The organism is Variovorax sp. MPBD4-3, from assembly GCF_058809745.1.
The window spans coordinates 96,152-111,489 of record NZ_JBXASW010000013.1 but is presented as its reverse complement, the minus strand read 5'-3'; the positions used below and the strand labels follow the sequence as shown (position 1 = coordinate 111,489).

The window sequence follows — 15,338 nt, the reverse complement described above, 5'->3', positions numbered from 1 at the left end:
GCTCAGGCCGCGGCCTTGCGCGGCCGGCCGAACTTGACGATGCCGGTCGACAGCGCCACGCCGCAAACGATGACGGCCGCGCAGATCAGCATCCACTGCGTGATGCGCTCGTCGAGGAACACCGCGCCGTAGAAGAGCGCGAACACCGGCACCAGGAAGGTCACAGTCAGTGCGCGTGCGGGGCCGGCGCGCTCGATCAGCCTGAAGAACAGGATGTAGGCGATGCCCGTGCAGGCGATGCCCAGCGCCAGCAACGCGAGCCATGCGCGCAGGCTCGGCATCTGCGCAGGCCACAGCCAGAAGGCGGGGATGGCCAGGAACAGCGTGGCGCCGATCTGGCTGCCGGTGGCCGTCGTCAGGGCCGGCACGCCGCCCAGGTGGCGGCGCGTGGCGCTGGCCGAGATGCCGTAGCACAGGCACGCACCCAGGCAGGCGAGCACGGCCCACAGCGCCGAATGGCCGGTGGCGCCCGCATGCAGGCCGGCGCTGCGGCTCGCGAGCATCGCGACGCCGGCAAAGCCGATCACCAGGCCCACGATGCGCGAGCCCGCGGGCCGTTCGCGGAACCAGGCCCAGGCCACCAGTGCGCCGAACATCGGCGTGGTGGCGTTGAGCACCGCGGCCAGGCCGGTGTTGATGGTCAGCAGCGCGAAGCAGAACAGCGCGAACGGCATGCCCGAATTGAAGACGCCGACCGCGAAGCTGGCCTTCCAGTGCTTTGCGATGGCCGGGCCCTGTCCGCGCAGCAGCGCAATGGGCAGCAGGAACAGCGCCGCGATGGCCACCCGCACGGCCGCCGTCGGCAAGGCGCCGAACTCCGCCGCGCCGATGCGCATGAAGAGAAAGGATGCGCCCCAGAGTGCCCCCAGCAGTACCAAATCGACAAGCCACGCTGCGGATTTGGCGGGCGCGACGGCCTTGGCGGGAATGTTGTTGTTCGTTGTGCTCATGCGGCTTTTTTCGTTCTTCCTGGTGGTTGCCTTACAGCGCGCCTTCCAGTTCCAGGAGGGCCGTCTTGCGTTCGAGCCCGCCAGCGTAACCGGTCAGCGAACCGTCGGCGCCCAGCACGCGGTGGCAGGGCACGATCACGCTGATCGGGTTGCGCCCCACGGCCGCGCCCACGGCGCGCACCGCGGTGGGGTTGCCGAGCTTGGCGCTCAGCGTGCCGTAGGTGAGCGTGGCGCCGGCCGGAATTGTCAGCAACTGCTGCCACACGCTCTGCTGGAACGCGGTGCCGTGCGAGAGGTCGAGTTTCATGTCGAAGTGGTCGCGCTTGCCGGCGAAGTAGTCGTGCAGCTGCGCGGCCGCTTCCACCAGCGCGGGGTGGTCGTCCTTGGCGATCCAGCCCGTGGTGTCGGGCCAGTGGCGCTGCTGGTCGAACCAGACGCCGGCCAGGCCCTGGTCGGTCGCCGCCATCGTGATGCCGCCCAGCGGCGTATCGATGTGCGACGTGTAGATGAGCTTGCTCTTGAACTTCATGGCATTTCAGGCGGTGAGGCCTGCCGTGGTGATGAGGGGAGACGCAGCCGTGGCCGCGGTAGCAGTGGAGGGCGCCGAAGGCGCGTGCCATGCGCGCAGCACCGCGTAGCTGCGCCAGGGGCGCCAGGCTTGCGAGGCCTCGCTGGCAGCGCGCGCGGTGGTCACGCCCAGCGCCTTCTGCAACGCAACGTCGCCGGCCGGGAAGGCGTCGGGCCAGCGCAGTGCGCGCATCGCGATGTACTGCGCGGTCCAGGCGCCGATGCCGGGCAGTTCCTGCAGCGCCGCGATGGTCGAGGGCACGTCGGCCCCCGCATGCAGCGCCAGCCTGCCGTCCGCGACCTCGCGGGCGATGGCCTGCAGGGCGGCCTGCCGCTGGCGCACGATGCCCAGCTGCCCCAGCGCGTCGCCGCTCGCCTGGGCGATTGCGGCCGGCGTGGGAAACAGCCGGTCGAGTCCTTCGATGGGCGTCGCGATGGTTTCGCCGAATGCCGCCACCAGCCGCGAGCCCAGCGTGCGCGCCGCGGCCACCGTGATCTGCTGGCCCAGCACCGCGCGCACCGCCAGCTCGAAGCCGTCGACCGCGCCGGGCACGCGCAGGCCGTCGCCGTGCGGGAAGGCCGCATGCAGCGCGGCGTTGATGGCCATCGGCTCTGCGTCGAGGTCGAACAGCGCGCGGGCGCGGCTGATGACGATAGGCAGCACGGCGGCCAGCGAGTCGCTGACCGACAGCAGCGCCTGTTCGCGCTCGAGGTCGAAGCGCAGTTGCAGCCAGCCGGCATGCGCCTGCCCACCCTGCTGGATGCGCAGGGTGCGTGCCAGCTTCACATAGGCGGGCGTGCTGCCCTTGGCCGGCTCCTTGCCGTCGGCCGTGGCCACCACTTCGATGCCGCGCAGCGCACGGCGCGCGAAGAAGCCGAGCATGGCGTTGTCGTCGTAAGGCGGCCTGAAACCCAGCCGCACCTCGATGGCCCGGCCCGCGCCGCTTTCCACTGCCGCGCCGCCGGCACGGCGCAGTGCGCTCGGGTTGAGGCCGTAGTGCTCCACGAATGCGGCATTGAAGCGCCGCACGCTCGCAAAGCCGCTGGCCAGCGCGACCTGCGTCATGGGCAGGCGGGTGTCGGCGATCAATTGCTTGGCGGCCAGCAGGCGGCGCGTCTGCAGGTACTGCAGCGGCGACACCCCGAACTGCGCCTCGAAGATGCGGCGCAGATGTCGGTCGCTCACGCCCAGGCGGGCCGCGATCTGCGCCGCGCCGGGGCCGTCCTCGGACCATGCATCGGGCTCGTCGATCAGCCGCGCGGCCTGCAGCGCGAGGATGCGGGAGGCGTCCTCGGTCGACCAGCTGGCCGCGCGCGGCGCCAGCTCCGGCCGGCATCGCAGGCAGGGACGGAAGCCCGCGGCCTCCGCCTGCGCCGCGTGGCGGAAGAACCGGCAGTTCTCGCGCCGCGGCAGCTTGACGCGGCAGACCGGCCGGCAATAGATGCCAGTGGAGGTCACGGCGGTGAAGAACGACCCGTCGAAGCGCGCGTCGTGCGTCTTCATCGCCAGGTAGCAGGCGTCGCTCTCGAGCGCTTCGGTGGGGGCGTGGGTGGAAGGCATGGGGAAATGATACGGTTTCGACTCGTTTCAACTGGCCGTTTTCGGACATGTGGCACCCCGGGGCGTTGCCTACAATGGCCCGTTTACAAACCCAGCAGGAAACCGCATTCCATGCAGCTCAGCGCGTCGATCTTCAAGGCCTATGACATTCGCGGCGTCGTGCCGGTCACTCTCGACGCCGAAGTGGCGCAAGCACTCGGGCGGGCCTTCGGCAGCGCCGCCCGCGCCGCCGGTGAAAAGTCGGTGGCCGTTGGACGCGACGGCCGTCTGTCGGGCCCGATGCTGGTCGAAGCGCTGATCAAGGGCCTGGTGGAAACCGGCATCGAGGTGATCGACGTGGGCGCCGTCACCACGCCGATGCTGTACTTCGCGGCCCACACGCTGGCCTCCAGCGGCATCCAGGTCACGGGCAGCCACAACCCCAAGGACTACAACGGTTTCAAGATGGTGTTGGCCGGCCGCGCCATCTACGGCGAAGAGATCCAGGGCCTGCGCAAGACCATGGAAGCCGGCACCGCGCAGCTCGCCCCCGGCGGCAGCGTTCGCAAGGTCGACGTGACCGAGGCCTATGTGAAGCGCATCGCCGGCGACATCAAGCTGGCCCGGCCCATGAAGATCGTGGTCGACTCCGGCAACGGCATCGCGGGTGCCACCGCGCCGGCCATCTTCCGCGCCATCGGCTGCGAAGTGACCGAGCTGTTCAGCGAGGTCGACGGCGACTTCCCCAACCACCACCCCGATCCGAGCAAGCCCGAGAACCTCAAGGACCTGATGGCCGCGCTAGCCTCGGGCGACGCGGAGCTGGGCCTGGCCTTCGACGGCGACGGCGACCGCCTGGGCATCGTCACCAAGGACGGGCAGAACATCTTCCCCGACCGCCAGATGCAGCTGTTCGCGCAGGACGTGCTGTCGCGCGTGCCGGGCGGCACCATCATCTTCGACGTGAAGTGCTCGCAGCGCCTGGCCCCGGCCATCGAGGCGGCTGGCGGCAAGGCCATGATCTACAAGACGGGGCACTCGCTCATCAAGGCGAAGATGAAGGAAGTCGATTCGCCGCTGGGCGGAGAGATGAGCGGCCACATCTTCTTCAAGGAGCGCTGGTTTGGCTTCGACGACGGCACCTATGCGGGCTGCCGCCTGCTCGAGATATTGAGCAAGAGCCCCGACGCGAGTGCGGTGCTCAATGCCTTGCCCACCAGCTTCTCGACGCCCGAGCTGAACGTGGCCTGCGCCGAGGGCGAGCCCCACGCGGTGGTCGACAAGCTCGTGAAGAGCGCCGATTTCGCGGCGCCGGCCAAGGTGTCGACCATCGACGGCCTGCGCGTCGACTGGCCAGACGGCTTCGGCCTGATCCGCGCGTCGAACACCACCCCCGTGCTGGTGCTGCGCTTCGAAGGCCAGACCGATGCCGCGCTCAAGCGCATCGAGGCCGAGATGCTGGCGCTGCTGCGTACCGCCAAGCCCGACGCCCAACTGGCGGCAGCCGCCCACTGAGCCTGTGCGTTCGCTACTGCTGCGCCTCTACGGCGTCTTCACCACCGCTGTGCAACCGCTGGTCCGCCGCAAGCTGCGGCGCCGTACCGTGGCCGAGCCCGGCTATGGCGTGGCCGTCGAGGAGCGCTTCGGCCGCTACGACGAGTCCATCACCGGCCATGCCCAGTGCTGGGTGCATGCGGTCTCGCTCGGCGAGACGCGCGCGGCCGCCATCCTGATTGCCGAATTGCGGCGGCAGTATCCGGGCGTGCCGATCCTGCTCACGCACGGCACCGCCACCGGCCGCGAGGAGGGCGCCAAGCTGCTCGAGCCGGGCGACACCCAGGTCTGGCAGCCGTGGGACACGCCGGGCGCCGTGGCACGCTTTCTCGACAAGTTCCAGCCGCGCATCGGCGTGCTGATGGAAACCGAGGTCTGGCCCGAGATGGCCGCCGCCTGCGCCGAGCGCCGCATTCCGCTGGTGCTGGCCAATGCGCGCCTGAATGAAAAATCGCTGGCGGCCGCCGAGCGCCTTGCCTGGCTCTCGCGGCCCGCCTACTCGGCCCTTGCCGCCGTGTGGGCGCAGACCGAGGCCGATTCGCACCGGCTCGTGTCGCTCGGCGCCAAGGTGGCCGGTGTGTACGGCAACCTCAAGTTCGACGCCACGCCCGACGCGCGGCAGCTCGCCACGGCCATGTCGCTGCGCGAGCACCTGCCGCGGCCGATGGTCGTGCTCGCCAGCTCGCGCGACGGCGAAGAGCGCATGCTGCTCGAAGTGCTCAAGCGTTTCGGCGCGACCTCGCCGGTGCCGCCGGAGCAGGGCGCGGTGCGCTCCATCGCCAAGCGTGTGCACGAGGTGCAATGGATGATCGTGCCGCGCCATCCGCAGCGCTTCGACGAAGTGGCGGCGCTGATCGAGGCCGAAGGCTTTGCGGTGGCGCGGCGCAGCGCGGCGGGTCAGCCGGCCGAATCGGAAATCTGGCTCGGCGATTCGCTGGGCGAGATGGCGCTCTACTACGGCCTGGCCGACGTGGCGCTGCTCGGCGGCAGCTTCGAGCCGCTGGGCGGGCAGAACCTCATCGAGCCTGCGGCCTGTGGCTGCCCGGTGGTCATGGGACCGTCGACCTTCAACTTCGCGGAAGCGGCGCAGTTGTCTCTGGCCGCGGGCGCATCGCTGCGCGTCGAGGGCATGGAGCAGGCGGTGACGGCGGCGCTGAAACTGGTCGAGAACCCCGAGCGCCGCGCGGCGATGGCCCAGGCCGCACAGGCTTTTGCGTCGTCGAACCGCGGAGCGGCCGAGCGCACGGCGGCAGCGGTGCTGGCGATCGCGCAGGCTGCCGATCCCGTGGACACCGTGAACGCGCCGCTGGAAGACGACCAGCCGCCGCGCGCCGAACCCACGCTGGACTGACCGAGCCCGCATTGCTCCTTCCCCCGGAAGGGGAGGGAGAAAGACGAATGCCTCAGCGAACCGGCGGATTCAGGATCACCGGCGGCACGGGCGGCGTCGGCATCGTCGGTGCGGGCGGATTGAACGGCTGCACCGGCACCGGCGGAATCACGGGAATGCTCGGCGGCACCACCGGTTGCTGCTGCTGCGGCGGCGAGCGGTCGGGCGCGGTGGCCGAGGGCACCGCCGGCACGCCGGCGTTGCTGGCCAGCGTGGCGTTGATCGCATTCATGTCGTCGGTGGTCAGCGTGCCGTTGGCCTGGCGCAGCTTCAGGTTGCCCAGCAGCACGTTGTAGCGCGCCTGTGCGAGGTCGCGCTTGGTCTGGAACAGCTGGCTCTGCGAATTCAGCACGTCGATGTTGATGCGCACGCCCACCTGGTAGCCCAGCCGGTTCGCATCGAGCGCGCTCTGGCTGGAAGACTCGGCGGCCTCCAGCGCCTTCACCTGCCCCGCACCCGAGACCAGCCCGAGGTACGCCGCGCGCGTGGCCTGCGCCACGTTGCGGCGCGTGCCTTCGAGCACGCTGCGCGACTGGTCTTCGAGCGCCAGCGTTTCCTTGATGCGGTTCTCGGTCGCGAAGCCGGCGAACAGCGGCAGGTTGAAGGTGACGCCGACCGTGGCCGCGTTGGCGCGCGTGCCCACCGTGCTGGTGGTGGTGCCGGTCGGATTGCGCGTGACGTTGTAGCCGAGGTTGGCGTCCAGCGTGGGCTTGTGGCCGGCCTTGGCCTTCTCCACTTCGAGCCCGGCCACGTCGACGCCCAGGCGCGCCTGCTTGATCGCGGGGTGCACTTCGTCGGCCTGCGCGACCCAGGCGTTGATGTCCGCGGGCATGGCCGTGGGCAGCACCACCGGCACCGCCAGCGGCACCGGCACGCTGCCGGGGCGGCCGACCAGCTGGTCGAGCACCACCTTCTTGACCTGCAGGTCGTTCTCGGCGGCGATTTCCTGCGCGATCACCAGGTCGTAGCGGGCCTGCGCTTCGCGCGAGTCGGTGATGGTCGAGGTGCCGACCTCGAAGTTGCGCTTGGCCGATGCCAGCTGCTCGGCCACGGCCACCTTCTGGGCGCGCACGAGCGCCAGGCTGTCCTGGCTGGCGAGCACGTCGAAGTAGGCCTGGCTCACGCGCACGATCAGGTCCTGCTCCGCAATGGTGAACACCGCCTGCGCGATGTCTGCCTGGCGCTTGCCCTGCTCGTAGGTGGCCCAGTTGGCCGGGCGGTACAGCGGCTGCGTGGCGTTGATGCCGACGTTCTGGGTATTGAAGTCGCGCGGGGTGGTGGTACCGCGCCCGGCGCCCGTGAGGGTGTCGATCTCGATGTCGCTGCGCGTCACGCCGGCCGTGAGGCCGACCGCCGGCAGGATGCCGGCCTTGGCCTGCGCGGCGCGCGCCACGTTGGCGTCGTACTGGGCCCGCGCGCCCTGGTAGGTGGCGTCGTAGCTGCGGGCGGCGTCATACAGTTCGTTCAGTGTCTGGCCCTGGGCCGGCAATGCGAGCAGTGCTGCGAAGGTGCTTGCGAGCGCTGCGGAAAGTGGCGAGAGCCGGGGCCTGGAAGGCATTGAACGTCCTTGGAGAAAGAATCAGTAGCGCGGGACCGTGGGGTCGTGCGAGGACCAGGCGTCGATGCCCCCGGCCACGTTGGCCAGGTCGGCAAAGCCGTTCTGGCTCAGGAAGGCGGCCACGCGCTGGCTGCGCGCGCCGTGGTGGCAGAGGCAGGCGATGCGCTTGCCTTCGCCCAGCTCGGCCAGGCGCCCGGGGATCTCGTTCATCGGGATCGCGACCAGGGTGAAGCCCTGGGGCGCGACGCTCGCCGTCTGCAGCTCCCAGGGCTCGCGTACGTCGAGCAGAACCGGGGCAGCGTCGGCATCCTGGGCGAACCAGGCGGCGAGGTCGACGGGGCGGACTTGGTCGATCATGGCTGCCGTCCGCTCAGAACGAGAAGCGCGAGGGCTCGGGGAAGTTCAGCAGGCGCGGGGCCACGGTGTCCCAGGGCTGGATGGTGTCCCACTTGCTTTCGCTGGTGCGCGTGACGAAGTGGGCGCGCATCATGGGTTCGTCGCCCACGATGGCCGAGAGGCGGCCGCCGACCTTCAGCGAACCCAGCAGGTTCTGCGGAATGCGCGCGACCGAGCCGCTGAGCACGATCACGTCGAAGCTCGGGCCGCTGGCCAGGGGAACGGAGCCGTCGGCGTGGCGCACCTCGACGTTGGTCACGCCGTTGCGGCGCAGCGTCTCGGCGGCGCGGGCGGCCAGCACGGGGTTGATTTCGAGCGACAGCACCTGGGCGGCGCGGGCGCCGAGCAGGGCGGCCATGAAGCCGGAGCCGGTGCCGATCTCGAGCACGGATTCGTGCTTCTGGATGTGCAGGTCCTGCAGCGTGCGGGCCTCGACCTTGGGCGACAGCATGATCTCGCCGGGCACGGAGCCGTCCAGCAGCGGCAGTTCCATGTCGAAGAACGACAGGGTGCGGTGCTCGTCGGGCACGTAGTCCTCGCGGTGGATTTCAGCCAGCAGTTCGAGGATGTCGGTCTCCAGCACATCCCAGGGGCGGATCTGCTGTTCGATCATGTTGAAGCGCAAGCGCTTGAGGGTGGGGGTGGGGTTCATGGCGTGGCTTTCCTAGTGGGCTCAGGACAAACCTTCAATTTTAGGTGGCGCCGATGACACCCGCGGCCCGGTCGGCCTTGCGAGATGCTTCATGCCTTGTCTCCGGGGCGAACGGTGAGGCCGTAAAGCACGGTTTCGGCCTGCGTCGCGAGGTATTTCTCGGGGTCGAGCGTCGCGGCGCCGTCGACGCAGACCATGGCCGAATGCTTCCAGAGCATGAGGAAGACCATGGGTGCGACCACCGAATAGATGGCATGGTCGATGTCGACCTTGGCGAACTCGCCGCGGTCGATGCCGCGCTGCAGGATGCGCCGCAGCAGGTCGTGGCCGGGGCGCACCACCTCGCGGCGGTAGAACTCCGCGAGCTCGGGGAAGTTGGAGCCCTCGCACATCATCAGCTTGGTCAGGCCCGAGGCCTTGGTCATGCCGACGCGTTCCCACCACACGTTCATGCAGTAGCGCAGCATTTCGGCCGAGGTGCCCTCGAACGCCTCGAATTCGGCGTTCCACTCATTGAATCGGCCGCCCAGGCTCTCCATGACCACGGCCTTGAACAGCTCTTCCTTGCTCGGGAAGTACAGGAAGAGGGTGCCCTTGGAAACACCGGCCCTCGCCGCCACTTCTTCTGAGCGGGTGGCGGCGAAACCCTTTTCCACGAACAGGTCGAGCGCGGCTGCCAGCAATTCGCCGGGGCGCGCTTCTTTCCGGCGCTCGCGCTTGGCGCGGACCGGACAGATCTTGTCGACAAAGGATCGTGGCGTGGGCATGATTTTAATGACTCGCGGGTTAGTAATGTAGTGAGCGGCATCTGTCACGTCAAGCCGCGACAATATCGGGTTCGTCTTTTTCCAACCTTCCGGAGCAGTGCAATGACCTCTTCATCGTCGCCCACAGAAACTATCGTGCTCGGTGGCGGCTGCTTCTGGTGCACCGAGGCGGTGTTCGACCGGGTGCAGGGCGTGCTCGACGTGGAGTCGGGCTATTGCAACGGCCAGGTCGTCAAGCCGACCTACGAGCAGGTCTGCACCGGGCGCACCGGCCATGCCGAGGTGGTGAAGCTCGAATTCGACCCGGCCCAGATCAGCCTGCGCGAGATCCTCGAGATCTTCTTCGTGGTGCATGACCCGACCACGCTCAACCGCCAGGGCAACGACGTCGGCACCCAGTACCGCAGCGGCATCTACTACACCGACGACGCGCAGAAGCAGGTGGCCGAAGAGGTCATCCGCGAAATCGAGGCCAGCAAGACCTACCGTTCGCCGGTCGTCACCGAAGTGGCGAAGCTCGACAACTACTCGACGGCCGAGGCCTATCACCAGGACTACTTCCTGAACAACCCGAACCAGGGCTACTGCGCGTTCGTCGTGGGCCCGAAGGTCGAGAAGTTCCAGAAGACCTTCGCCTCGCGCCTGAAGGCCTGATCGGCCCCGGACCCGTGCACATCGCCCGCCAGTCACCCTCCCGTTCGTCGCGCGCGTTGATCGTCGCGCTGGCGTTCGCGTTGTGGATCGCGGGCACGCTCGGGGTCATGCACCGGTCGCTGCACGTGCCGGGCCTTTCGCAGGCCGCGGCGGCGGTGCAGGTGCAGCAGGCATCGCAGAGCGGCGTGCACAAGCATGCGGCCCATGGGCTGGGCAGCCTGTTCGGCGAGCACACCGATGCCGAGTGCCGGCTGTACGACCAGCTGGAGCACGGCTCCACGGCGCCCAGCGTGCCGCTGGTGGTGCTGCCGATACTGCTGCCTTCGGCCACCTTCGCCTATCTGCAGGGCGAGGCCATCGCCCGCTGGATCGCGCTGTTCGACGCGCGCGGTCCGCCTTCCACTCGCTGAATCCCCCGTGTTCCGGCCGTAGCTGTCCGCCTTGAGCGGGCGGCTGCGGATCGTTCATCGATTCAACGAGTGCCCATTCATGATTCCCAATTTCCGTCGCAGTGCCGTTGGCATTGCCGTTCTTTCCCTGCTGTCCTGGTCGGCCTTCGCCCAGGACGCGAGCACCACCACCACGACCACCGTCGCGCCCAGCAGCGCCGAGGGCACGCTGTCCACCGTGGAGATCCAGTCCGAGCGCCTCAAGAAGGCGCGCATGGAGCTCTCGCCCGAGGTCGGCGCGACCGTCTATCGCATCGACCGCGCGGCCATCGACGCGCTCGGCAAGGGCGACGCCACGCCGCTGGACGACGTGCTGCTCACCCTGCCCGGCGTGGCCAAGGACTCCAAGGCCTCCGGCTCGCTGCACGTGCGCGACGACCACGGCAACGTGCAGTACCGCGTCAACGGCGTGCAGTTGCCCGAGGGCATCTCGGGCTTCGGCCAGTCGCTGGACACGCGCTACATCGACTCGGTCAACTTCCTGACCGGCGCCTTGCCGGCGCAGTACGGCCTGCGCACCGCCGGCGTGGTCGACATCCAGACGAAGCAGGGCTTCGGCAAGCCCGGCGGCTCGCTCGGCTTCACCTTCGGCAGCCACAACACGCTGGAAGAAAGCGGGTCGGTCTACGGCACCACCGGCAACCTGAGCTACTACCTGTCGGGCAGCCTGGTGTCCAACACCAACGGCATCGAGAACCCGCAGCCCACGCTCAACGCGCAGAACGACCGCACGCGGCAGGGCAAGACCTTCGGCAACCTGAGCTACTACCTCGACGCCGACACCCGCCTGGGCCTGATGTTCGGCACCTACAACGGCAAGTTCCAGATCCCGACCAACCCGAACCAGACGCCGGCCTTCTCGCTGGCCGGCTACAGCGACCTGGGCACGGGCTACAACGGCCTGCCGTCCTCCGACGTGCGCGAGCGCCAGACCGAGGCCACGCGCTTCGTCGCGCTGTCCTATCAGAAGACCGTGGGCGCGCTGGATTTCCAGATCTCGGCCTTCCACCAGTACTCGAACCTGCACTACCTGCCCGACGCCGTGGGCGACCTGATCTACAACGGCGTGGCGTCGGACACCCTGCGTTCCAACTCGTCGAACGGCCTGCAGGCCGATGCGTCGTACAAGCTGAACGACGCCCACACGCTGCGCTTCGGCGGCGCCTACACGCGCCAGAGCACGCGCAGCATCAATGCGGTGAACGTGTTCCCGGTCGACGACAGCGGCGCGCAGGCCGGCAACACGCCGGTGCTCATCAACGACAACTCCGGCAAGGTCGGCCAGCTCGCCAGCCTGTATGTGCAGGACGAATGGCGCATCGACCCCCGGCTGACCTTCAACTACGGCCTGCGCTACGACAGCGTCGACGCGTTCACCAAGGAACACCAGTGGAGCCCGCGGCTGAACCTGGCGTACAAGCTCTCGGACGACACGGCGCTGCACGCGGGCTACGCGCGCTACTTCACGCCGCCGCCGCAGGAGCTGGCTTCGCAGCAGAGCATCAACCTCTACGCCGGCACCACCAACCAGCCTGAAATCGCCAATTCCGACCCGGTGAAGGCCGAGCGCACCCACTACTTCGACCTGGGCCTGGACCACAAGGTGAACGACAACCTGTCGCTGTCGGCCGACGTGTACTACAAGAACATCTCCAACCTGCTGGACGAAGGCCAGTTCGGCCAGGCGCTGATCCTGTCGCCGTTCAACTACGCCAAGGGCTTTGCGCGCGGGCTGGAGCTGTCGGCGCGCTACAACGACGACCACTGGTCGGCCTACGCCAACTTCGCCTACCAGAAGGCGATGGGCAAGAACATCGTGTCGAGCCAGTCGCTGTTCGGCGCCGACGAGCTGAGCTACATCGCCAACCACTACGTGTACCTGGACCACGACCAGACCTACACGCTGTCGGGCGGGGCGGCCTACCGCTTCGGCGACAACCAGGTCAGCGGCGACCTGATCTTCGGCAGCGGCCTGCGCCGCACGCCCGACGGCGGCGCGCCCAACAGCGCGGCGCTGCCGCACTACGCCGTGGTCAACGCCGCCTACTCGCACACCTGGAAGGAGCCGTCGGGCGGCGACATCGTCGGGCGCATCGCCATCCTGAACCTGTTCGACAAGAGCTACCTGCTGCGCGACGGCACCGGCGTGGGCGTGGGCGCGCCGCAGTACGGCACGCGGCGCAGCCTGTACGTGAGCATGACCACGCACTTCTGATACTCGCATGATGAACCCGAGGCTGTCGCGCACCGTCGCACTCATGCTGCTCTTCGCAGTGTGGGTGACGGCTACGCTCGGCCTCGTGCATGCCACGCTGCACGTGCCGGGCGACCGCGCGTGGACCGTGGCGGCTGCGACCGTCGCGGCCGAGCCCTCGGCAAGGCACGAGCCGGCGCAGCGGCATGGCTGGATCCATGCGCTGTTCGGCGACAAGACCGATGCCGAGTGCCGTCTGTACGACCGTCTCTCGCACGGCTTCAGCATGCCCGGCGTGCCGCTCGTGGTGTTGCCGATGGTGCTGCCGTCGGCCACCTTCGCCTACCTGCAGGGCGAAGCCATCGCCCGCTGGATCGTGCTGTTCGACGCACGCGGTCCACCACTCGCTCGCTGATTTCCCACGTGTTCCGACGCTGCCTCCACCCGCCTTGCGCGGGTGGCGGCCGGTCGCCCCTTGATTTCAACGAGTGTTTTTCATGATCCCCAATTTCCGTCGCAACGCCATCGGCGCTGCCGTTCTTTTGCTCGCCGCGCTGGCGGGTGCGGCCAACGCGCAGACCGCGCCTGCGCCTTCCACCGCCGATGACGCGAGCCTGCGCGAAGTGACCGTCACCGGCAATCCGCTCGGCGCCAGCGACCTCATCGCGCCGACGACTTCGCTGTCGGGCGACAAGCTGCTGCTGCGCTCCGAATCGACCCTCGGCGAAACGCTGAACAACCTGCCGGGCGTGAGCAGCAGCTACTTCGGCCCCAACGCGAGCCGGCCCAGCATCCGCGGGCAGGACGGCGACCGCATCCGCATCCTGCAGAACGGCGGCGGCGCGCCCGACGCCTCGGCGCTGAGCTACGACCACGCGGTGCCGGTCGATGCACTGGTCACCGAGCGCATCGAGGTGCTGCGCGGTCCTTCGGCGCTGCAGTACGGCGGCAGCGCCGTCGGCGGCGTGGTCAACGTGATCGACAACCGCATTCCGTCCGAGCCCATCAACGGCTTCGGCGGCCGTGCCGACCTGGGCTATGCCACCGGCAACAAGGAAAAGAGCGGCGGCGTGCTGCTCGAGGGCGGCAACGACCGCATCGCGGTGCACGTCGATGCCTTCAACCGCGACTCGAAAGACGTGTCGGTGCCCATCACCCTTGAGTGCAGCAAGCCGGGCTCGCCGTGGATGGCGCGCAGGATCTGCAACTCCGCCAACCAGGCGCACGGCGGCGCGTTCGGCGGCACGGTGTTCTTCGACCAGGGCTGGGTCGGCGCGTCGGTCAGCACCTACCGCAGCACCTACGGCACCGTGGCCGAGGACGACGTGACCATCGGCATGAAGTCCGACCGCCAGGCGCTGGAAGGCGAGTGGCGTCCGGGCGGCTTCATCAGCAGCATCCACGCGAAGCTGAGCCACACCAACTACCGCCACACCGAGTTCGAGGGCCGCGAGCCGGGCACCGCGTTCTCCAACGTGAGCAACGACCTGCGCCTGGAGGCGCGCCACCGGAAGATCGGCAACTTCGAGGGCCTGGTCGGCTTCAGCAGCGAGACCAACCGTTTCGCCGCCGACGGCGAGGAAGCCTTCGCGCCGCACAGCCGCACGCGTTCGACCGCGCTGTTCCTGCACGAGGAATACGGCACCTCGTGGGGCCGCCTGAGCTTCGGCGCGCGCACCGAGCGGGTCCGCGTGCGTTCGCTCGGCTACCCGGAAGACCCGAGCGTGACGCGCTTCGCCGTCGGCGAGCGCACCTTCAACCCGCACAGCGCCGCGTTCGGTGCCCTGGTCAACCTCGCGCCGCAGTGGCAACTGACCTCGAACATCGCCTACACCGAGCGCGCGCCCAAGGACTACGAGCTGCTGGCCAACGGCACGCACGTGGCCACGGCTGCATGGGAAGTGGGCGACCCGACGCTCAAGAAGGAAAAGTCGACCGGCTTCGACCTAGGCGCGCAGTGGAAAGACGGCCCCAACACGGCCCGCGTGAACGCCTATGTCACGCGCTTTCGCAACTACATCGGCCTGACCGCCTCGGGCCGCGAGCTGGACTCGGAAGGCAACGTGGCCGAGCCCGGCACGCCCGACACGCTCGCCGAATACCTCTACGGCGGCGTGCGCGCGCGCTTCACCGGCATCGAGGCCAACGGCAACCTGCGCTTGCTGGGCGCCGACGGCTTCGCACGCATGGCCGACGCCGGCACGCTCGACCTGGAGTGGCGCGGCGACATCGTGCGCGCGAAGAACCTCGACACCGGCGAGCCGCTGCCGCGCATCGCGCCGCTGCGCCTGGGCGCCACGCTGGCCTACGGCAACGGCCCGTGGACCGCGCGACTGGGCTTCGACTACAACGCCGCGCAGCACCGGGTGCCCAGCGTGGGCGCGCGCGAGACCGATGCGTACACGCTGTGGAACGCGGCCATCACGTACCGCATGAAGGTGCAGCGCGCGAACCTCACCTGGTATGCGCGCGTGGACAACATCACCAACAAGCTCGCCTACAGCCCGACATCGATCCTCACGACCACGGTGTACCCGAATGCCCCGCTGCCGGGGCGGACGCTGAAGGTCGGGCTGCGCGTGACGTTCTGACCGCTGTTCTCCCTCCCCCTCTGGGGGAGGGCAGGGGTGGGGGCCAGCGGCCTGGGATGAAGCCGTGGTTTGTCCA

Annotated in this window: 14 protein-coding genes; 7 read left to right on the top strand and 7 right to left on the bottom strand. The window is 68.8% G+C overall.

Features of this window, described 5'->3' with window-relative positions; all coding sequences use genetic code 11:
- Positions 1 to 2: 2 nt before the first annotated feature.
- The 3 genes from AC1RVW_RS10950 to AC1RVW_RS10940 are packed head-to-tail and all read right to left on the bottom strand — an operon-like array spanning position 3 to position 3,078.
- Positions 3 to 950 carry a DMT family transporter gene (locus AC1RVW_RS10950; protein WP_493199836.1) on the bottom strand — a complete coding sequence of 316 codons (948 nt, stop codon included), beginning with the start codon at positions 948 to 950 and terminating at the stop codon, positions 3 to 5.
- Positions 951 to 981: 31 nt separating this feature from the next.
- Positions 982 to 1,479, bottom strand: a complete 498-nt coding sequence (locus AC1RVW_RS10945) for a methylated-DNA--[protein]-cysteine S-methyltransferase (RefSeq protein WP_285411922.1) — start codon at positions 1,477 to 1,479, stop codon at positions 982 to 984.
- Positions 1,480 to 1,485: 6 nt separating this feature from the next.
- Complete coding sequence (locus tag AC1RVW_RS10940) at positions 1,486 to 3,078, bottom strand: DNA-3-methyladenine glycosylase 2 family protein (protein WP_493199834.1); 1,593 nt, start codon at positions 3,076 to 3,078, stop codon at positions 1,486 to 1,488.
- Positions 3,079 to 3,189: 111 nt separating this feature from the next.
- On the opposite strand from AC1RVW_RS10940, the gene AC1RVW_RS10935 reads away from it, so the two are divergent.
- Positions 3,190 to 4,572: a phosphomannomutase/phosphoglucomutase gene (locus AC1RVW_RS10935; protein WP_409195126.1), complete on the top strand. Its 1,383-nt coding sequence runs from the start codon at positions 3,190 to 3,192 to the stop codon at positions 4,570 to 4,572.
- A 4-nt stretch (positions 4,573 to 4,576) separates the two neighbouring features.
- Positions 4,577 to 5,962, top strand: a complete 1,386-nt coding sequence (locus AC1RVW_RS10930; protein WP_493199832.1) for a 3-deoxy-D-manno-octulosonic acid transferase — start codon at positions 4,577 to 4,579, stop codon at positions 5,960 to 5,962.
- A 52-nt stretch (positions 5,963 to 6,014) separates the two neighbouring features.
- On the opposite strand, the gene AC1RVW_RS10925 is transcribed toward AC1RVW_RS10930, so the two are convergent.
- The 4 genes from AC1RVW_RS10925 to AC1RVW_RS10910 form a co-directional block, all read right to left on the bottom strand.
- A complete protein-coding gene (locus AC1RVW_RS10925) occupies positions 6,015 to 7,559 on the bottom strand; it encodes a TolC family outer membrane protein (RefSeq protein WP_493199830.1) in 1,545 nt (514 codons plus the stop codon).
- A 21-nt stretch (positions 7,560 to 7,580) separates the two neighbouring features.
- On the bottom strand, positions 7,581 to 7,916 hold the full coding sequence (locus AC1RVW_RS10920) for a rhodanese-like domain-containing protein (RefSeq protein WP_493199828.1): 336 nt from the start codon (positions 7,914 to 7,916) through the stop codon (positions 7,581 to 7,583).
- A 13-nt stretch (positions 7,917 to 7,929) separates the two neighbouring features.
- Positions 7,930 to 8,607 (bottom strand): protein-L-isoaspartate O-methyltransferase family protein, encoded by a 678-nt coding sequence (locus tag AC1RVW_RS10915; RefSeq protein ID WP_493199826.1) that lies wholly within the window; start codon positions 8,605 to 8,607, stop codon positions 7,930 to 7,932.
- An 89-nt stretch (positions 8,608 to 8,696) separates the two neighbouring features.
- Positions 8,697 to 9,374, bottom strand: coding sequence for a TetR/AcrR family transcriptional regulator (locus AC1RVW_RS10910; RefSeq protein WP_409195128.1), 678 nt, complete (start codon positions 9,372 to 9,374; stop codon positions 8,697 to 8,699).
- A gap of 102 nt (positions 9,375 to 9,476) precedes the next feature.
- Here AC1RVW_RS10910 and msrA point away from each other — a divergent pair, with 102 nt between their 5' ends.
- From msrA to AC1RVW_RS10885, 5 genes are all read left to right on the top strand, one after another.
- A complete protein-coding gene (gene msrA, locus AC1RVW_RS10905; protein WP_409195129.1) occupies positions 9,477 to 10,028 on the top strand; it encodes a peptide-methionine (S)-S-oxide reductase MsrA in 552 nt (183 codons plus the stop codon).
- Positions 10,029 to 10,042: 14 nt separating this feature from the next.
- On the top strand, positions 10,043 to 10,438 hold the full coding sequence (locus tag AC1RVW_RS10900) for a hypothetical protein (protein ID WP_081268004.1): 396 nt from the start codon (positions 10,043 to 10,045) through the stop codon (positions 10,436 to 10,438).
- A 79-nt stretch (positions 10,439 to 10,517) separates the two neighbouring features.
- Complete coding sequence (locus tag AC1RVW_RS10895) at positions 10,518 to 12,692, top strand: TonB-dependent receptor (protein ID WP_493199823.1); 2,175 nt, start codon at positions 10,518 to 10,520, stop codon at positions 12,690 to 12,692.
- Between the two features lie 7 nt (positions 12,693 to 12,699).
- The gene (locus tag AC1RVW_RS10890) at positions 12,700 to 13,086 is read left to right on the top strand and encodes a hypothetical protein (RefSeq protein ID WP_285411915.1); all 387 of its coding nucleotides are present in this window, start codon (positions 12,700 to 12,702) and stop codon (positions 13,084 to 13,086) included.
- 82 nt (positions 13,087 to 13,168) lie between these two features.
- The gene (locus AC1RVW_RS10885; RefSeq protein ID WP_493199820.1) at positions 13,169 to 15,262 is read left to right on the top strand and encodes a TonB-dependent receptor; all 2,094 of its coding nucleotides are present in this window, start codon (positions 13,169 to 13,171) and stop codon (positions 15,260 to 15,262) included.
- The last annotated feature ends 76 nt before the right edge of the window (positions 15,263 to 15,338 follow it).